The organism is Microbulbifer aestuariivivens (assembly GCF_039545115.1).
Classification (GTDB): domain Bacteria; phylum Pseudomonadota; class Gammaproteobacteria; order Pseudomonadales; family Cellvibrionaceae; genus Microbulbifer; species Microbulbifer aestuariivivens.
This window is the reverse complement of sequence record NZ_BAABRT010000018.1, coordinates 14,996-32,994: the sequence shown is the minus strand read 5'-3', so window position 1 is coordinate 32,994 and position 17,999 is coordinate 14,996. Positions and strand designations below refer to the sequence as shown.

Genomic DNA, 17,999 nt, shown 5'->3' with positions numbered 1-17,999 from the left:
TACTTTACTTTTCCATTCCCTGGCCACTTAACTGTTTAAATCCCTGATGATGCGGTGCAATCCGCTGCCATGTGAGCCTTTGAACAGCACCATATCCCCATTCTCAAGCAGGTCGTTGAGTTTTTCCCTGCAGCTGTCTGGGTCCTCGTGGCTCGAACAGGCGATGCCGCCGGCGCGCAGTGGGTGGCGGATTTTTGACATTTCCGTGCCCACCAGAAACACCGAGTCCGGTTTGCAGGCCAATATTTTCGGTACCAGATCCCGGTGGCACTGATCAGATTCGTGAGCAAGCTCCAGCATATCTCCCAGCACCAGAATTTTCCGGCCATTGTTCGCGGGCGCCATATCGTGCTGGATGCGATCCAGCGCCGCAGCCATTGAGCCGGGGTTGGCATTGTAGGCATCGTTGATGAGATGAATTTTCCTGTCGCCAAGGTTCATCTCCATAAGGTTTCCCCGCCCCGATGGCGGTTCGAAGAGTTCGACCAGCGGTAATGTCGCTTCGATATTCAGATTAAGCGCATCGATTACCGTCAGGCAGGCCAGCGCATTCAATGCCATATGCAAGCCCATGCCGCCTACCGAGAATGTCACGGTTCTGTTTTTGAGATTGACCCGTGTGAGACCTGTGGCTGGGTCATAGTCGACGAGTTGGACATGGCTGTCAGGATGGCGTCCAAAGGTGATGGTCCGCAGTCCTGCCTGTTCGGCGGCGGATTGGATAATCGGCCATTCGACAATATCCCGGTTGAAGATGGCGAGGCCACCGGGCTGCATGGCGGAAAAGATTCTGGATTTCTTGAGGGCGATTTCCTCGGTGGTATTGTGATATTTCAGGTGTGCCTTGTGGATATTGGTGATCACCGCCACATGGGGGCGGGCCAGCTCGGAATTCCGATCCATGCTGCCAATGGCCATTTCGATAATGGCATAGGGGGTTTGCCAGCTCATCGAGGCCAGGTTCCAGGCGATACCAACGGGCAGATTGGCATTGGCCTCGGATTTTTCTGCGTTGCCCCACGGCCGCAGCAGGTGCTGAAGCATGGCGACGGTAGTGGTTTTGCCGGCACTGCCGGTAATGCCGATCACCGTACCGGTAAACTGCTTGCGGGCGAAGCGCCCCATATCCAATACGGCTCTGCGGACATTGGCCACCTGCAGCAGGGGCAGCTGCGCTTTGGGCAAAGTGGCATCAGCGGCGCCGGTGATGGCTGCCTGGGGGGTGAATGGTAACTTATTCAGGTCTTCCGGGGGGACAAACCCCTTGTCTGCCGGGGGCCGCAGCGCCACGATGTATCCGGGTTTCATGCCGCTGGTATAGGTGCACAGTCCGCTGGCCTTCCATGTGAGTGGAGGTGCTTCCCCCAGCCATTTGCCTCTGGTGGCGAGAATCAGGTTCCGGCGGTCCCAGCAGACTTCCGGTCGCCGTTGCTCAGAATTTCTCTGGGGAATATTTCCCGGGGCTGCGCTTCCCGGTGTTGTGATACCGGTTTCTGGAGCTGGATTTTGTGCGGCCAGCGCCCTGACTTTCTTGCGCACGCCCACCCGCTCTTCTTCCTGTAAAAATGCGCGGTAGGCTACAAAGCCGGAAAGATAGTGCTCCACATCATCGATACGCACGCGAAAGGCGTGGTGGCGAATAAAAAAGCTGCCGGTGATTTTTCCCGGGTTCTGGAAGAACATTGCGGTTTCCGGCCAGAAGTAGCCATTCAGCAGGTGGTGTGCACGTTTTTCCAGCGCGCGATAGAAGTGTTCCAGGTCTAACAGATCGAGAAGGTGTCGATACTTTGTGCTCTGCCGCAAGCGGGTCACCATTTTCTCCGCGGCCATCATCAATTCGAGAAGGGTGGGGAAGGTGGTAATGCGTGTTTCGACAAAGTTCAGGTAGTCGCTGACGTTTTTAAGACCGAAACGGAAGTATTTTTCATCCTCGCGATAGAGGGTCAATTCGTTGACGCAGTAACTCAGCCAGTGATCGTGGGCCCGCCAGTGGTCGGCCACGATAAAGTAATTGAATGCTTTCTCCACCACTTGCAGCCAGCGTTCGTCCTTGGTCAGTCCGTACAGGCGCATCAGTGCAAACGCCGCTTCGCCATCGTAGTAGATGATGCGAAATGGCTGTTTGACATTCAGTTCAGGGAATTCCAGTACATGCGTGAATTGTCCGCTAGCGGGGTTCTGCATGTGCTGAATGCCGAGAGCGAGTTGCTCCATCAGTTCCAGGTATTGCTGGCTGCCGGTAAGCTGTGAGTACTTGACCAGAGCCAGAATCGCCACGGCATTGCCGCCCAGTTTGATCTCCTGATTACTCTCCACCAGAAAGGCCAGTTGCTGGCCGTTGGGGAGGGTAATGGGCTGGATGAGGGTTTTAGTCAGGTGGCGTATGGCGCGATCAATGGCGGACTTGAGCCTGGGGCTGCGAGTGACTTCCCAGGCTTCCAGCATGGCGTAAGTGCTGCTGGCGTGACGCAGAGTATTGTAGGTTTCAATTGGGCGATCAAAGCAGCTATGCCAACCGTAATGAAAGCGTCCATTGGCTCGTACCTGGCTGGCCAGATACTCGCTGCTGGCGCGCACGATTTTCGTTACCTGTATCGAGTCCAGCCTCTCGATCACTCTCCGTCCCGCGTTGCGGCCCGGGCCGTACAGATAAACCGGAGAGCCTTCAGCTTGTGGGGAGCCTTCAGCTTGTGGGGAGCTTTCAGCTTTTAGGGAGCCTTCAGCTTGGCGAGAGCCTTCAGCTTGACGAGAGCCTTCAGCCTGGGCTTGGCGAGAGCCCTCAGCTTTGATGCAACCCTTGGCGCTGACTGAGCCTTCAGTGCCAGCGGTTTCTCTGCTGCTGACAAAGAGTCCTCTGGTCGAGAGGATAAAGACCGGTTGTTCTTTTTTTTCGGGTATATCGGCAACCCGGCCGAAGCGGAGTTTTGCATACCTGGTAAAGTTTGCAGGGTTGAATACCGCATGCCCGATCTTATTACCGCCATACAGAATGGCATTGGCATTTAATTCCATCTCTATCAGGGCAAACCGCAGGTCCTCGTCAAAGGCAATGCCATAACGGAAATAGCCGCGCTTGGTCTTCGCCAGTTTCTCCTGTAGCCCTTCCCAGTTTGTGGCCTCGATAGTGGTTACCCAGTCCACTCGCAGCCACCGGGGTTTGATCTTGTGTTTCCTGGCCAGGCCGCGGATCTTCGCGGCCAGCTGTTGCCAGCTTTTCTCAAAGGTGTCCGCACGACAATGGCAGGTTCGGGCTCTATGCTGTCCATCGGACAGTGAGGCGAAGAGTACGAAATGCGCCCCCTCGCGGCTGAGTTGCTGTTCGGCCAGAGGGCGCAACTGGGTCAGAAGGTGTGAGAGCGACATGGCGGTAATCTGTAACCAATCCGTGGCATTGATTGCTCTGTGGCGGCTATTGGACGGCGTGGGCGGATGCCTCATCAGCCCAACCCGGGCAGAGACTGACAACAGTATAGCTATCGGTCTTTTCGGCCGCGCAGCCACGCGCGCTGACCCTGGTGAGATAAGCACACTGGTCAGCGGTGGGGCTTGGCAAATTTTTCGCGATGCGGAGGAGGGGGTGGGGTGAAGATGGCACTGAAAATATACATTCCCTGATGCGGTCGTTCACTGTAAAGCTATTGAAAGCAGAAAGCAGAAAGCAGAAAGCAGAAAGCAGAAAGCAGAAAACTGTGACAATCACGCCACAGAGTGGGTTTACATCTCGCACGAAAAAACCGGCCACCCCCGCCGCTCCTGAAACCGGGGGGTGGCTGGTTGCGGCGGCGCGTAGTTAGAGTTCCGCGGCCAGGCGCGATCCCTGATCGATGGCCCGCTTGGCGTCTAGCTCCGCCGCCTCGTCTGCGCCGCCAATCAGGTGGGAGCGAATGCCGAGGCTTTCCAGTTCCCCGTGCAGTGCCCGCTCAGGCTCCTGGCCGGCGCAGAGAATGATGTTGTCCACCTCCAGCAGGCGCGACTCTTCACCGACCTTGAGATGCAGGCCCTGGTCGTCGATCTTTTCGTACTGGGCACCGGCAATCATTTCCACGTGGCGGTGCTTGAGACTGGTGCGGTGAATCCAGCCGGTGGTTTTGCCGAGTCCGGCGCCCACTTTGCTGGCCTTGCGCTGCAACAGGTAGACCTGCCTTGGCGAGGAAACCGCTTGAGGCTGTTGCAGCCCGGCGCGGTGCTCAAGTGTGATATCCACGCCCCACTCGCGGAAAAATTCCTCCCGGTCCGAGGCCAGCAGCTGCTCGCGATGATCGTGTTCGTGGGTCAGGTATTCGGCCACATCAAAACCGATGCCACCGGCGCCAATAATCGCCACTCGCTGGCCTACCGGTTTTTTCTCTTTCAGCACGTCGAGATAGCCGAGCACTTTCCCGTTGTCGACGCCCTCGATGGGCGGGGTGCGGGGGCTGATGCCCGTGGCAAGAATCACCTCGTCGAAGTCCGTGAGTTCGGCGGCGCTGACGCGGTGGTTCAGCTGGACGCGCACACCGGTCAGCTCCAGCTTGCGGCTGAAGTAGCGCAGGGTTTCCTCGAATTCCGCTTTGCCGGGGATCTGTTTCGCCACATTAAACTGGCCGCCGACTTTGTCGCCGGCTTCAAACAGGGTCACGTGGTGTCCGCGTTCGGCGGCCACAGTGGCAGCGGCGAGGCCGGCGGGGCCGGCGCCGACCACGGCGATGTTCTTTTTCACCGCCGCAGGTGTGTAATTGAGTTCTGTTTCATGCGCCGCGCGGGGGTTGACCAGGCAGGAGGTCAGCTTCATCTGGAAGGTGTGATCGAGGCAGGCCTGGTTGCAGCCGATACAGGTGTTGATTTCGTCGCTGCGGTTTTGCGCCGCCTTGTTGACGAACTCCGCATCGGCGAGGAACGGCCGCGCCATGGACACCATATCCGCCTGACCGGCGGCCAGCACTTCTTCCGCGACTTCGGGCATGTTGATGCGGTTGCTGGTGATCACCGGCACGCGCAGGTGTTGTTTGACCTTGGCGGTGACGGCGGTAAAGGCGGCGCGCGGCACACTGGTGGCGATGGTGGGCACACGGGCCTCGTGCCAGCCGATCCCGGTGTTGATGATGTTGGCGCCGGCGTCCTCGATTGCCTTGCCCAGCGTGACAACCTCATCAAAGGTGCTGCCATCTTCAACCAGATCAAGCATGGACAGACGGTAGATGATGATGAAGTCCTGCCCGACGGCTTCGCGCACGCGGCGCACGATTTCAATCGGCAGGCGGATACGGTTTTCATAGCTGCCGCCCCACTCATCGCTACGCTGATTGGTGCGCGTGACGATGAACTGGTTGATGAAATAACCCTCGGAACCCATGATCTCCACGCCGTCATAGCCGGCCTCGCGGGCCAGGGTGGCACAGCGCACGTAGTCCTCGATCTGGCCATCGATCTCTTCGCTGGTCAGTTCGCGCGGGGTAAAGGGGTTGATCGGCGCCTGAATGGCCGAGGGGGCAACCAGGTTCGGGGTATAGGCGTAGCGGCCGGCATGAAGGATCTGCATACAGATCTTGCCGCCTTCGGCGTGTACCGCACGGGTGATTTCCCGGTGCTGCTGGGCCTCGTCCTGTGTCGTCAATTTGGCTGAGCCCATAAAGACACCGCCTTCCTCGTTGGGGGCGATACCACCGGTCACGATCAGCCCGACGCCACCGCGGGCGCGCTCGGCATAGAAGGCGGCGAGACGGGTAAAGCCGCCCGGGTGCTCTTCCAGGTTGGTGTGCATGGAACCCATGAGGACACGGTTCTTGAGCTGGGTGAAGCCCAGATCGAGTGGGGCAAGCATATTGGGGTATGACTGGGACATGACGGCTGTCTCTCTTTTTCTGGCTCGCTGCTGCGCTATCGCGGCGCGGGCGCATTTCCGGCAGTAATCGCTAGGCTGGGCAGAATAGCAGGGGCCGGGAAGGGCAGGCAGTGACCATAACGGTCGAATCCTTTGGCCTCGTTTGGCGATCCGCTCAGCGGGAGAAGAGCTCCAGCAGCAGTCTGCGCACCCATTGATTGGCGGGGTCCTTGTGCTGGTTGCGATGCCATAAAAGATGCCAGTCCATCTGCGGAATCTGGAAGGGCAGTTCGAACAGGCGCACCGGGTATTGCCCGGCGAGACTGGCGGGCACCGTCAGGGCCAGGTCAGTGCGCATGACTACAAGAGGCGCCACCCGGTAGTGCTGAACGCGCAGTTTGATGGCGCGGCGGCGCCCCAGCTTGTTGAGGGCGATATCCGCAACCCCGGGACCGGTCCGGCGGCTGGAAACATGCACATGCCCCAGAGCCAGATATTGGTCGAGGCTCAGCCGCTCTTCCGTCGCCAGTGGGTGGTCCTGCCGCAACATGCACAGATAGCGGTCGTTCAGAAGGCGCTGCTGATGCAGCTGGGTGGCGGTAGCGAGGGGAATATCGAGCCCGAAATCCAGTGTGTTGGTGGCCAGCTCGCGGGCCAGCTGGTCGCGGGGCACATAGAAGGATTCCACGCTGATGCCCGGCGCCCGCCGCTCCAGTTCCTCCAGCAGGGGCGGCAACAGCAGTGTTTCCGCCATGTCGTTCATGGACAGCCGCAGGGTCTTGCGCGCGGTGGCGGGGTCGAAGCTGGACTGGGCGCTGAGGCTGCCATCCAGCAGTGCCAGCGCCTGCTGTACCTGCGGTATGATGCTCTCGGTCAGCGGGGTGGGACTCATCCCGGAGGGTGTGCGGATGAACAGCGGGTCGGCCAGGCTGCGGCGCAGGCGGGCAAGCGCGTTGCTGACCGCGGGCTGGGTGATGTGGAGCTGTTCGGCAGCGCGGGTCAGGTTGCCCTGCCGGTAGATGGCGTCCATCACCAGAAACAGGTTCATGTCCATCTGCTGCAACTGTGTGCCTGCCACTTGTTGGTCTCCTGTCTCCCGGTCCCCATCTTTCTGCCCCCGCCACTCGCCACCCGCCACCCGGCTCTCCGTTGATCCCTGGAGCGCTTTTCTCAGCTTCTTCGCTCGGGGGCTTTCTTCGGGGGCTTTCCCCGGGACTTTCCTCGGGACTTTCCTTGGGGCTTTCCTGTTTGCGTCTTGTGTCTGCAGTCTTCTTATTAGTCTTTCATCACCAGTGTGAATGGCGGCATATTCGCATAATAAACTTGGATGATCTAATCGCAGCCGCTAGGGTCAGAACAATCTTGGAGGGAGTGCAGTGGCTGAATTCTTTACCGTCAGGCATGGACAGGCGTCCTTCGGCGCAGACGATTACGACAAACTCTCGGAGCTTGGCTGGCGCCAGGCGCGCTGGCTTGGCGAGCACTGGCGGGATCAGGGCCTGCACTTTGACCGGGTGCTGTGTGGAGACCTGCGGCGCCACTGGGAAACTGCCCGGGGCATCTGCGAGGGGCTGGGGCTGCCCGGCGACAGTGCCCAGCTGGTGCCGCAGCTCAACGAATTCGATTTTCACGCGGTGACCCGCTTCTACGGGCAGCATCAACCCGAGGAGGTGCCGGAACCGGGCAGCCCGCGCAGCCACTACTACCGTTTTCTGAAGAGCGCCATGCTGGCCTGGACGCGGGGCGAGATAACCCCGCAGGAAAGCTGGCAGGCTTTTGAAGCGCGTATCGCGGAGGCCCTGGCGGTGGTGGCGGATGCCCCGCGAGGCAGCAAAACGCTGGTGGTGAGCTCCGCCGGCGCCATCGCCATGATGATTCGTCAGGTACTCGGCGCAGCACCGGATACGGTCACACGGCTGAATCTGCAGATCCGCAATACGGCGGTAAGCCACTTCTTTGCCGGCAGCGGAGAACTCAGCCTGCACAGCTTCAATCACCTGCCGCACCTGGATACGCCGCAGCGCAGGGAATTTATCACTTACAGCTGATAAACCCTCGCTGGCAAAAATGAACGCAAACAACGAAAGCACCGTGGCACCACGGTAAAACCCAGTCTGACGGATTTGCACTTGGGTCTTAATGTAAAGCTGCGGTCTTATTTAAAAGCCTGCGGGGCCCGTTACGCGGCTCTGCAGATCAGGGGAGGAACTTCACGTTGAATTTTGAATATTCCGAGCGCGTCACAGAATTGCTGGAGCGCCTGCGTGCTTTTATGGCGGAGCATGTTTATCCGGCGGAAAAAACCTTTCATCAGCAGCTGCAGCAGGATCGCTGGGGTGAGCCGCCGGTGCTGCGCGAACTGAAGGCCAAAGCGCGGCAGGCGGAACTCTGGAATCTGTTTATGCCCGATGCGCGCTTTGGCGCCGGGCTGACAAACCTGGAATACGCTCCCCTTGCGGAAGAAATGGGGCGGGTGCTGTTCGCTCCCGAGGTGTTCAATTGCAGTGCCCCGGATACCGGCAATATGGAAGTGCTGGCCCAGTACGGCAGCCCGGAACAGCAGGAGCGCTGGCTGCAGCCGCTGCTGAAAGGGGAGATCCGCTCCGCATTTGCCATGACCGAGCCCGCGGTGGCCTCGTCGGATGCCACCAATATCGAGACCTCGATAGTTCGCGATGGCGAAGACTATGTGATCAATGGCCACAAGTTCTATATCAGTGGTGTGCTCAATCGCCGTTGCAAAGTTCTGATCCTGATGGGCAAGACCGATGCGGAAAACCCCGACCGCTACCGACAGCAGTCGCAGATACTGGTGCCGGTGGATACCCCCGGGGTGCGGATTATTCGCCCGATGACGGTGTTCGGATACGACGATGCACCGGAAGGCCATGGGGAGATTATTTTCGACAATGTGCGCGTGCCGGCGCAGAACCTGATCCTCGGCGAAGGGCGCGGTTTTGAAATCGCTCAGGGCCGCCTGGGCCCGGGGCGGATTCACCACTGTATGCGCCTCATTGGCCAGGCCCAGCGGGCTCTGGAAATGATGGCGCGCCGCTGCGAAGAGCGCATCGCCTTCGGTCGCCCGCTGAGCAAGCAGGGGTCGGTGCGCGAGGATATCGCCAAGTCTGCCTGCGAAATCGAGCAGGCCCGTCTGCTGACGTTGAAGGCGGCCGATCAGATGGATCGCCACGGCAACAAGGCGGCCAAGGAACTGATCGCCATGATCAAAATTGTCGCGCCGCAGATGGCCTGCAATGTGATTGACCGCGCCATACAGATTCACGGCGCGGCGGGCCTGGGGCAGGATTTTGCATTGGCTCATCAATATGCCTACGCCCGTGCCATTCGCCTCGCCGATGGTCCCGACCAGGTGCATATGATGCAACTGGGGCGCAACCTGGCAGCGCGCTATGGCGCAAACTGACAAAGCGGAATAGCAGCACTTCCAAGAAAACCGAACAAGAAAACCCAACAAGAAAACTGAATAAGAAAGGGGAGGGAACAATGACCGCCGATGTGATGATTTCCGACCAGAGCCAGGTTGAGCAGTTGCCACTGGAGAAGCTGACGGCTTACCTCGAACAGGCGATCCCCTCCTTCCGCGGGCCGCTCCAGGTGAGCAAGTTTTCCGGCGGGCAGTCCAATCCCACATTCCTGCTCAGGGCGTCTTCCGGTGTCTACGTGCTGCGCCGCCAGCCACCCGGCAAACTGCTGAAGTCGGCCCATGCGGTGGATAGGGAATTTCGTGTGATGCAGGCTCTGGCGGCCACTCCGGTGCCGGTACCGCAGGTGATGCACCTCTGTGAAGACCGGGATGTACTCGGCACACTCTTCTATGTGATGGAATACTGTGACGGCCGCATTTTCTGGAATGCCGCCCTGCCGGAGGTGGACAACTCCCAGCGCGCGGCCATTTACGACGAAATGAATCGGGTACTGGCGGCGCTGCACAGTATCGATGTGGATGCCGTGGGGCTTGCCGATTACGGCAAGCCGGGCAATTACTTCGAGCGTCAGTTCCAGCGCTGGAGCGGCCAGTACCGGGCCAGTGAGCTGGAACCTGTGGCGCCAATGGATGCATTGATCGCTTGGCTGGCGCAACACCTGCCGGAAGACGATGGCCGGGTGGCGCTTGTGCACGGGGATTACCGCCTCGACAACATCATTTTTCACCCCGTAGAACCCCGGGCCATTGCTCTGCTGGACTGGGAGCTGTCGACATTGGGGCATCCATTTGCCGATCTGGCTTACCAGTGTATGCAGCTGCGCATGCCTGAGAGTGGCGACAAAATGGCGGGGCTGATGGGCCTGGATCGCGCGTCTCTGGGCATACCATCGGAAAGTGAATACGTTGCCCGCTACTGCGCCCGTTGCGGCATCGAGCGTATCGACAACTGGGCTTTTTATCTGGCGTTCAGCTTTTTCCGACTGGCGGCCATTATTCAGGGGGTGGCCAAGCGGGCTAAAGAGGGCAATGCCTCAAGCCGCAGCGCGGCAAAGCTCGGCGCACTGGTGGACCCGGTGGCGCGCTTTGCGCTGGATGTCATCGAAAAAGAATATTAACCGGCCTTAACCGGGGCGCGATAATAAAAACGCAGACAATGATGAGAGGGTTTCATGGCAACAAAGCTGTTTGATCTATCCGGCAAGGTGGCGATGGTGACCGGTGCCAGCCGTGGTATCGGTGAGGCGATTGCCCGGTTGCTGGCGGAGCAGGGGGCGCGGGTGATTGTGTCCAGCCGCAGGATTGAGGGCTGCCAGGCAGTGGTTGATGCGATTGTGCATGCGGGCGGCCAGGCCGAGGCGCTGGCCTGTCACATTGGCAGCATGGAAGATATCCACAAGACGTTCACTCATATCCGCGAGCAGTACGGCCGGCTGGATATTCTCGTCAACAATGCCGCCGCCAACCCCTACTTTGGCCATATCCTCGATACGGATCTGAGCGCCTTTGAAAAAACGGTGGATGTCAATATTCGCGGATATTTTTATATGTCGGTTGAAGCCGGCAAGCTGATGCGCGAGCAGGGCGGTGGCTGTATTGTGAATACCGCCTCCATCAACGCCCTGCAGCCGGGGGTAGGGCAGGGGATTTACTCCATCACCAAGGCGGCGGTGGTGAATATGACCAAGGCTTTTGCCAAAGAGTGTGCGCCGTTCAATATCCGCGTGAATGCGCTGCTGCCGGGCTTGACCCGCACAAACTTTGCCGGTGCGCTGTTTGCCGATGAGGGCATCTATAAAACCGCCATCGACCATATTCCCATGCACCGACATGCGGAGCCGGAGGAGATGGCTGGAACCGTACTGTATCTGGTTTCCGATGCGTCCAGCTTTACCACAGGTGAGTGTGTGGTGGTGGATGGTGGCATGACCGCCTGTGGGGGGATCTGACATGAGCGCAGACCCCATGCTCAACTTCGAAGGCAAGGTGGCCCTGATTACCGGTGCCGCCAGCGGACTCGGCGCGGCTCTGGCACGGGAGCTCGGCAGTCGTGGCGCGCGGCTGGTGCTGGGTGATATCAACACATCCGCTCTGGGTCGCCTGGCAGACGACCTGGCTGGAGAGGGGGTGCAGGTGCTGGCGCAGCACTGCGACGTCTCCCGCGAGTCGGATTGTGAGTCCCTCGTGGCGCTCGCACGGGAGCGCTGTGGGGCTCTGGATATTGCGGTCAACAATGCCGGCGTGGCGCCACCGATGATGTCGCTGGAGGACACTGGCGAGGCGGAATTCGATCGCCAGTACCACATCAATCAGAGAGGCGTTTTTTTTGGTCTTCGCCACCAGCTGCCGGTGATGAAGGCGGCGCGCGCGGGCGTAATCCTCAATGTGTCGTCCATGGCCGGGCTTGGCGGCGCGCCCAAAATTGCCTCCTATGCGGCGGCCAAGCATGCGGTGATTGGCCTGACCAAAACGGCTGCCATAGAAGCGGCGGGTTACGGTGTGCGCGTCAATGCGATCTGCCCTTTCTTCACCCTGACGCCGATGGTCACAGGCATTGATACGCCCGCGGGGGTGAGCGCCGAGGAGTTTCAGGCGTTTCTGGCCTCCGGCTGCCCCATGAAGCGGCTGGCCGATACCAGTGAAGTGGTCGCCGCCATGCTGATGCTGCTATCGCCCGCACTGACTTACGTTACCGGGCAGGCGTTGGCGGTAGATGGCGGCTTGTCCGCCTATTGAGATTTCTGTCAGAGGAGACTTCTGTCAGAATCGATTCGTCGGCGATACGAGGTTTTGCGATAGCCGGTGAGATTTTCCGTCAGGATCTCCACAAAATAATCCATGGAAAGAGGATTTTAACGATGTCGACCGTAATTCCCCGGGACCAGTTAGCGGATTTTATCGGCACCGAGCTGGCGCCGACAGAATGGTTCAGCATCGATCAGGCCCGCATCGATGCCTTTGCCGACTGCACCCTCGATCATCAATTTATCCACGTCGACCCTGAGGCAGCGAAACTGACCCCATTGGGGGGGACTGTGGCGCATGGATTTCTCACCCTCTCGCTGTTGCCACATTTTGCCGAGCAACTGGATATCACCATCGAGGGCATCGAGATGGGCATGAACTACGGTCTCGATAGAGTCCGTTTTATTGCCCCGGTAAAAGTGAACAGCCGAGTGCGGGCGCTGGCGAAGGTGCTGGATATCCATGAGAAGAATCCCCGCCAATATCTGGTTAAGCTGCAGATCACCGTGGAGATTGAGGGGGAGGCCAAGCCCGCACTGGTCGCTGAGTGGCTTGTGATGCAGTTTCTGTAAGCGCAGCCTCCCATCCCGGCGCAGGCGACCCTGGCGAGAGGCGAATCGCGTTGACACGAGGTGAGTGGCGGCAAGTCGCAGTGAGCTGGGAGGAGCAGGAGTGAGTTGCGTGAACCGGGAGTCTTTATTGAGAGCCCCAGAGCTGATTCAGCGCAGCTCCAGCACCCGGCAGTGGCTGTTGGCTTCACGGGCCAGGTCCGCAGGCAGCGTTTTCCCGGCTTTGCCCCGCTGTTGCTCGCGCCAGTATGCGCACAGAGCCTGGTAGTCACCCGAGTGCACACTTGTACGCAGCTCATACCAGGGGCCGGCTCTGTGCAGGGCCTCTTGCACAGAGGTCTGCCAGCTGGCCAGAGCCCGATACTCAGCGGTGGTGGCAGCAGAGGCTGGCTTGCCGGGGGCTGTCAGTGCTCTTAGGTATTGCGTGGGATGTATCAGCAGGACCGCAATGGCGATAGCCGCGCATCCACTGGCTGCCCGGGATAGCCAGCGCTTTTGCTTGTGCGGCTTGCTGAAAGCGCGGGCCCGTTGCAACACCTTTTCATCCAGAGCGGCTGGTGATTCAATCGCCACGGCTGCCAACCGGTAATTGCGCTCGCAGTCACTCATGTGTCACCTCTTCAGCGGTGCTTTCGCTGACAGCGTTTTTTTCAACAGGGCTTTCTTCAGCGATGGTGTTTACAGCCTTGTCTTGTTTTGAGTTTTCTTTTTTAGAAGTTTCTTTTGCGGCAGCACCCTCGTCCACTTGCCAGGGCTGGCGCTCTGGTCCATGCACCATTGTCCGCAACCGGTCCTTGCCCTGCTGATAATATGCCCGGCACTGTTTCAGTGAGATGCGCTCTATGTCGGCAATGGTCACCAGCGGCAGCCGGCACTCCATATGTAACAACAGGATATTGCGTTCAATTCTCGGTAGCTGTTGCAGGGCCGCGAGCAGTGCGTCGTTCCTGCCCGGCGGGGGCAGCTCCGCCTCGGTTGTGTCGCCGCGCACCGTTTCCGGGTTGTGTTGTAGGTTTTCGTGGCGCTGGGTCAGCAGCTGGCTCGCGCGGATAAACAGCCAGTTGCGCAACAGGCGGCCGCAGAGTTCCGGTGGCCGTTCAAGCAGGCCGCGCCAGAGCTGTTCGACGATGTTGCCGGCAGCGGGAAAATTCATTTGTGCGCAGTAGCGGTAGAGACTGTCCTTGTGGCGCTGGTAGAGTTGCCGGAAGGCTCGAAGGTTGCGCGTCGAATGGTAGTGGTCGAGCAGTGCCTCGTCTGACAAATGCTGAAATGCGTTTCTGTTCACACTATCCCGCCTCCATGCGCAAAGGTTACTGCCGGGCTGCACTGGTCAGGTACCGCCTGTCATTCTGCCGCTTGCCCCACCACTTGATGCCTCCCCCAGAGGTGGAGCGAGTATTTCCGCCTCGGTAAAGACTCTCCGACTACTGCGTAAGTGAGAGGCTTCAGGCGGTGACTCAGTGAGGGTGCTTAAATGAGGGTGCTTAAATGAGGGTGCTTAAATTAAGTCCTTAAATAAGCCTTTTCACTTTTCTCACTCCCTTCGTTCCTTTCGCTCCCCTCACTTCTCTCACTTCTCTCACTTCTCTCACTTCTCTCACTTCTCTCTGGTCGTCTCACTTTTTTAAAGTTTGGCTTTGCTGCTCTTGCGCAGCATCAGCCGCTGCGGATTCTCTCTTGCAGCGGGCCAGATACAGCGTCAAAAGCATGAGCAGGATTTCGTCGATAAACGGTAGCGGGTCAATCACGAGGAGATCGACGAGAAAGAGGACGCAAATCCATTTGAAGAGGCGTGGGCGCTCCAGCTTTTCCGCATAACCGAGGAACCAGCCAACCAGGCTACTGGGTAGCGCTTTCTTCATCGGCCGGCTCTTGTCTTTGGTTAAACGAGTATAGTTAGGGGCTGATGGCAGCCTTGCTGGCTGAGTGTGGGCCGACGCCAGATTTCCTGACCGGTACGTTTATGCGGTTTCCACCCTTTGGCCAGGGTGCGGGCTCCTTTACTCCCGGGGCAACCAATGTGATGCGGCCACAAATGTTGTCCATCCGTCAGTGTTGTCCGCCTGCCAGTGTTGTTCACCTATCAGTGCTGCCCAGCCGGCAACGCGCGCCAAAATGGCAGGCCGGGTAGTTTGCCGGCTCTGCAGCCTGGCGTCGCTGTATCGCTAACAAGGAAGGCTGTTGCTACTTGGCCTTAAAGTGGGTGGCGGCGTGGCTGCCGTCGCAGAAGGGCTTGTTGGCTGAGGCCCCACAGCGGCAGAGCGTGACCCGGTTGCGTACCTCGTACTGCTCTCCGTCGGCGGAGACGACCAGGATTCCTCCTCGCACCCACAGCGGTCCACTGCACTGCTGGGTCGGGTCTTCCACCAGGCCGATTTCCATCGGCAGTTCCGGCTCCACCGCCTCACCACTGCTCTTATCCCAGGCCACCAGGCGACCAGCGGGGCAATCCGCCACCTCCTGCAGGAAGTAGTCCCGCTGCTGCTCGTCATCGGTCTCCTCCACCAGTCGCCACACCTGGCCATGGGGGTCGCAATAGCGGGCAAAGGCGCACAGGGATTCGGCATCGGTCAGGATCATGGTGGGGCCGTCATAGACCACCGCCTGATCCAAGTAAGGTTCGCGACTGGCGGTTTCCTCTCCGTCATATCCTATTTTGGTGTGGCTACCGTCGCAGAAGGGTTTGTTGGCCGAGGCGCCGCAGCGGCACAGGGCGTAGCGGGGCTGCAGCGGATACTCGGTACCCATTTCCCAGCGCACCGACTCCCGCGCTCCGTTGACACCGATGCTCATCTCCTTGAGCGGTACGGCGCCGGTGACGATATAGGGGCCGTTTTCCATGATTTCTATCTGGCAGGGTGGCTTATCGGTCATGGGGGGCTCCTTGGGGTGCGGCGCCGGTTGTTGCGATGAACGAGTCCAGCCGGCTACAGAGTTGGCGGTGCCTCTGAGTATAGGTGGCGTTCCGATACAGGGACGGGGACGGGGACGGGGACGGGGACGGGGGCGGGGAATGGAGAATGGGGAATGAACAGGGCGGATCGGGAGCCTGTCCGCCAGTGCATGGGCTTGGCTGAGAAGAGCGCATGAGCAGGTTGAAACGCGCAGAACACATGGGCTTTTGATAGGGTTGAGGTTGTGGATCGCGGAGGGATTCAGCCGGCGCCGCCCTCTGAGCCGGGTGAACTGCCCGGAGTGAGCGAGCTGGACGGCTGAGGCAGGCCCTCTATGGCGGAAGCTTTACGCTCCAATTCCAGTGGCAGCAACAGCTGCTCCGGCCCCTCACCGGTGCGCAGATCTTTGAGTTTGACCCCCAGTCCCAGCAGGCGAATGGCCCCCTGGCGCCTTTCCCAGCTCTGTCTCAGCAGTTGCTTGAAGTCAGAGATGCGGCTGGAGTGGCTGGCCCGCTCCTGAGTGCTGGTGGTGAAGTCGGCATATTTGACCTTCACGAAGGCGCCGCTGACCTGATAGCGGGCGCTGAGGCCTTCGAGCCGCTCCTGAAGGCGTCCATAAAGGAGGGGGAGCTGTTGCTCCCAGTCGGCAATGCCCGGCAGATCTTCGCTGAAGGTGCGCTCGACGCTGACGCTTTTGCGGGAACTGTCTACGCTGACGGGTCGATCATCCTGACCGCGGCACAACTGGTAGAGACGGTTGCCAAACTTGCCATAGCGCTGGGCCAGCTCGACTTGGGAGAGGTTGCGCAGGTCGGCGCAGGTGCGGATACCCTGGCGCTGCATTTTTTCCGCGGTTACGCGGCCGACGCCGTGAATCTTGGCCACCGGCAGGCGCAGTACGAATTCCTCAACCGCTGCCGGGGGGATGACGGTCAGGCCGTCCGGTTTGCGCCAGTCGCTGGCGATCTTGGCGAGAAACTTGTTCGGCGCCACGCCGGCAGAAATGGTGATGCCGAGCTGTTCGCGGACGCGGGCGCGGATCTGTTCGGCGATGCGGGTCGCGCTGCCATCGCAATGACCACTGTCCGTGACATCGATATAGGCTTCGTCCAGTGACAGGGGTTCTATCCTGTCGCTGTAGTCGAGAAAGATCTGGCGGATTTCTGCGCTGACCTCCCGGTATTTCTTCATGTTGCCGGGTACTACAATCAGGTCTGGGCAGAGCCTTTTGGCGTGCGCGGTGGGCATGGCTGAGCGGACCCCGTAACTGCGGGCTTCGTAGTTACAGGTGGAAATCACCCCGCGCCTGTCGCTGCTGCCTCCCACTGCCAGTGGCCGACCACGCAGGTTGGGGTCGTCACGCATTTCGACCGAGGCATAGAAGCAGTCGCAGTCGCAGTGGATGATCTTCCTCATGCTGGGATTATATACAGTGCTCCGGGTGCGGGAAACACTTTGCCCGCTCCCCTATGGCACAACAGGGAAAGGCAGGTGACTTATGAGTTGGATCTCTTTGGTGCAGAGCCCCGCAGACGCAATGTCGGAGGCGGTCTTTGCCGATATTGAGCAGGAGTTGGGAGTGGTGCCTAACTTGTTCCGCGCCTACGCCCATCACCCTTCGCTTCTTAAGGCAAACTGGGATAAATACAAGGCGCTGATGCTGCAGGGTTGCCTGTCTGCGCGCCTCAAAGTGGCCATCGCCCTGGTCGTCGCCACGGACAATCGCTGTGATTACTGTATCGCCCGCTACAGCCGGCTGCTGCAGGATCTGGGGCTGGACCCCAAGCAGGTGCTGGATATCCGCACCCACCCGGACCAGCCGCACTTTGCCCCGAGTGAACACGCCATTCTGGAGCTGGCCCGGCACGCCAATCTTGACCCCTATGACCATGGCGAGCGCCTGGTGGCTGCGGCGCGAGATCAGGGAGCACAGGATGACGAGATGCTGGAGGCGATTGGGGTGATGGAAATGATCACCGGCTTCAGCCGGTTTATTGCAGTGATGGCGATTCCAGCGGACTGACCGCTGCCTATGATCTGCCTATCGTCTGCCGGTGATAAACGCGGAGATTCCCTACGTCTGTTGTTAGCTGGGCGGCACTCGGCTCAGTAATCGCGAGGATTGATCGGGAGGTTTTGCGGCAGAAAACAAAACAGGCCGTCGAGTGACAGCCTGTCGGGAAAAGATCTGATAGAAACAGAAAGGCGGGGCGGAAATCAGCGTTCCAGCTGGTCCAGCTTGCCCGGCTTGCCATCCCACTCGGCTGCGTCCGGCAGCGGGTCTTTCTTCTCTGTGATGTTGGGCCAGACCTCGGCCAGCTCGGCGTTCAGTTCGATAAACTCCAGCTGGTCCTCGGGGACCTCGTCTTCGGAGAAGATGGCGTTGGCGGGGCATTCCGGTTCGCACAGGGCGCAGTCGATGCATTCGTCCGGATGAATCACGAGGAAGTTGGGGCCCTCATAGAAGCAATCGACCGGACATACTTCCACACAGTCGGTGTACTTGCACTTGATGCAGTTTTCCCCAATTACGAATGTCATGACTA

16 protein-coding genes are annotated in these 17,999 nt (G+C 59.4%); 7 read left to right on the top strand and 9 right to left on the bottom strand.

The window, feature by feature from the left end; all coding sequences use genetic code 11:
- Positions 1–27 precede the first annotated feature (27 nt).
- The 3 genes from ABEA58_RS11100 to ABEA58_RS11090 form a co-directional block, all read right to left on the bottom strand.
- Positions 28–3,363: a Mur ligase family protein gene (locus ABEA58_RS11100; RefSeq protein ID WP_345551513.1), complete on the bottom strand. Its 3,336-nt coding sequence runs from the start codon at positions 3,361–3,363 to the stop codon at positions 28–30.
- Between the two features lie 427 nt (positions 3,364–3,790).
- Entirely contained in the window at positions 3,791–5,821 is a 2,031-nt protein-coding gene (locus tag ABEA58_RS11095) for an NADPH-dependent 2,4-dienoyl-CoA reductase (protein WP_345551511.1), read from the bottom strand.
- Between the two features lie 154 nt (positions 5,822–5,975).
- Positions 5,976–6,878 carry a LysR family transcriptional regulator gene (locus ABEA58_RS11090; protein ID WP_345551509.1) on the bottom strand — a complete coding sequence of 301 codons (903 nt, stop codon included), beginning with the start codon at positions 6,876–6,878 and terminating at the stop codon, positions 5,976–5,978.
- 298 nt (positions 6,879–7,176) lie between these two features.
- Here ABEA58_RS11090 and ABEA58_RS11085 point away from each other — a divergent pair, with 298 nt between their 5' ends.
- From ABEA58_RS11085 to ABEA58_RS11060, 6 genes are all read left to right on the top strand, one after another.
- A complete protein-coding gene (locus ABEA58_RS11085) occupies positions 7,177–7,848 on the top strand; it encodes a histidine phosphatase family protein (protein WP_345551507.1) in 672 nt (223 codons plus the stop codon).
- 167 nt (positions 7,849–8,015) lie between these two features.
- The gene (locus ABEA58_RS11080; protein ID WP_345551504.1) at positions 8,016–9,224 is read left to right on the top strand and encodes an acyl-CoA dehydrogenase family protein; all 1,209 of its coding nucleotides are present in this window, start codon (positions 8,016–8,018) and stop codon (positions 9,222–9,224) included.
- A gap of 80 nt (positions 9,225–9,304) precedes the next feature.
- Complete coding sequence (locus tag ABEA58_RS11075) at positions 9,305–10,363, top strand: phosphotransferase (protein WP_345551502.1); 1,059 nt, start codon at positions 9,305–9,307, stop codon at positions 10,361–10,363.
- Positions 10,364–10,417: 54 nt separating this feature from the next.
- On the top strand, positions 10,418–11,194 hold the full coding sequence (locus ABEA58_RS11070) for an SDR family oxidoreductase (RefSeq protein WP_345551500.1): 777 nt from the start codon (positions 10,418–10,420) through the stop codon (positions 11,192–11,194).
- A gap of 1 nt (position 11,195) precedes the next feature.
- Entirely contained in the window at positions 11,196–11,981 is a 786-nt protein-coding gene (locus tag ABEA58_RS11065; protein ID WP_345551498.1) for an SDR family NAD(P)-dependent oxidoreductase, read from the top strand.
- Positions 11,982–12,103: 122 nt separating this feature from the next.
- Entirely contained in the window at positions 12,104–12,562 is a 459-nt protein-coding gene (locus ABEA58_RS11060; protein WP_345551496.1) for a MaoC family dehydratase, read from the top strand.
- A gap of 147 nt (positions 12,563–12,709) precedes the next feature.
- On the opposite strand, the gene ABEA58_RS11055 is transcribed toward ABEA58_RS11060, so the two are convergent.
- The 5 genes from ABEA58_RS11055 to dinB all read right to left on the bottom strand — a co-directional run bounded on the left by ABEA58_RS11055 (position 12,710) and on the right by dinB (position 16,869).
- The gene (locus ABEA58_RS11055; RefSeq protein ID WP_345551494.1) at positions 12,710–13,168 is read right to left on the bottom strand and encodes a hypothetical protein; all 459 of its coding nucleotides are present in this window, start codon (positions 13,166–13,168) and stop codon (positions 12,710–12,712) included.
- Positions 13,161–13,844 (bottom strand): sigma-70 family RNA polymerase sigma factor, encoded by a 684-nt coding sequence (locus ABEA58_RS11050; protein WP_345551492.1) that lies wholly within the window; start codon positions 13,842–13,844, stop codon positions 13,161–13,163. The genes ABEA58_RS11055 and ABEA58_RS11050 overlap by 8 nt, the downstream gene beginning before the upstream one ends.
- Before the next feature lie 331 nt (positions 13,845–14,175).
- Entirely contained in the window at positions 14,176–14,421 is a 246-nt protein-coding gene (locus tag ABEA58_RS11045; RefSeq protein ID WP_345551490.1) for a DUF6116 family protein, read from the bottom strand.
- Between the two features lie 322 nt (positions 14,422–14,743).
- Positions 14,744–15,433: a CDGSH iron-sulfur domain-containing protein gene (locus tag ABEA58_RS11040; RefSeq protein ID WP_345551488.1), complete on the bottom strand. Its 690-nt coding sequence runs from the start codon at positions 15,431–15,433 to the stop codon at positions 14,744–14,746.
- 281 nt (positions 15,434–15,714) lie between these two features.
- Positions 15,715–16,869, bottom strand: coding sequence for a DNA polymerase IV (gene dinB, locus ABEA58_RS11035; protein ID WP_345551486.1), 1,155 nt, complete (start codon positions 16,867–16,869; stop codon positions 15,715–15,717).
- Positions 16,870–16,951: 82 nt separating this feature from the next.
- Between dinB and ABEA58_RS11030 the strand changes: the two genes are divergently transcribed.
- A complete protein-coding gene (locus ABEA58_RS11030) occupies positions 16,952–17,476 on the top strand; it encodes a carboxymuconolactone decarboxylase family protein (protein WP_345551484.1) in 525 nt (174 codons plus the stop codon).
- A 194-nt stretch (positions 17,477–17,670) separates the two neighbouring features.
- On the opposite strand, the gene fdxA is transcribed toward ABEA58_RS11030, so the two are convergent.
- The gene (gene fdxA, locus ABEA58_RS11025; RefSeq protein ID WP_345551482.1) at positions 17,671–17,994 is read right to left on the bottom strand and encodes a ferredoxin FdxA; all 324 of its coding nucleotides are present in this window, start codon (positions 17,992–17,994) and stop codon (positions 17,671–17,673) included.
- Positions 17,995–17,999 lie beyond the last annotated feature (5 nt).

Coding starts and splice junctions, on each gene's coding strand:
- ABEA58_RS11100 (WP_345551513.1), bottom strand. CDS start 3,363: ATGTCGCTCTCACACCTTCTGACCCAGTTGCGCCCTCTGGCCGAACAG.
- ABEA58_RS11095 (WP_345551511.1), bottom strand. CDS start 5,821: ATGTCCCAGTCATACCCCAATATGCTTGCCCCACTCGATCTGGGCTTC.
- ABEA58_RS11075 (WP_345551502.1), top strand. CDS start 9,305: ATGACCGCCGATGTGATGATTTCCGACCAGAGCCAGGTTGAGCAGTTG.
- ABEA58_RS11070 (WP_345551500.1), top strand. CDS start 10,418: ATGGCAACAAAGCTGTTTGATCTATCCGGCAAGGTGGCGATGGTGACC.
- ABEA58_RS11065 (WP_345551498.1), top strand. CDS start 11,196: ATGAGCGCAGACCCCATGCTCAACTTCGAAGGCAAGGTGGCCCTGATT.
- ABEA58_RS11060 (WP_345551496.1), top strand. CDS start 12,104: ATGTCGACCGTAATTCCCCGGGACCAGTTAGCGGATTTTATCGGCACC.
- ABEA58_RS11055 (WP_345551494.1), bottom strand. CDS start 13,168: ATGAGTGACTGCGAGCGCAATTACCGGTTGGCAGCCGTGGCGATTGAA.
- ABEA58_RS11045 (WP_345551490.1), bottom strand. CDS start 14,421: ATGAAGAAAGCGCTACCCAGTAGCCTGGTTGGCTGGTTCCTCGGTTAT.
- ABEA58_RS11040 (WP_345551488.1), bottom strand. CDS start 15,433: ATGACCGATAAGCCACCCTGCCAGATAGAAATCATGGAAAACGGCCCC.
- dinB (WP_345551486.1), bottom strand. CDS start 16,869: ATGAGGAAGATCATCCACTGCGACTGCGACTGCTTCTATGCCTCGGTC.
- ABEA58_RS11030 (WP_345551484.1), top strand. CDS start 16,952: ATGAGTTGGATCTCTTTGGTGCAGAGCCCCGCAGACGCAATGTCGGAG.
- fdxA (WP_345551482.1), bottom strand. CDS start 17,994: ATGACATTCGTAATTGGGGAAAACTGCATCAAGTGCAAGTACACCGAC.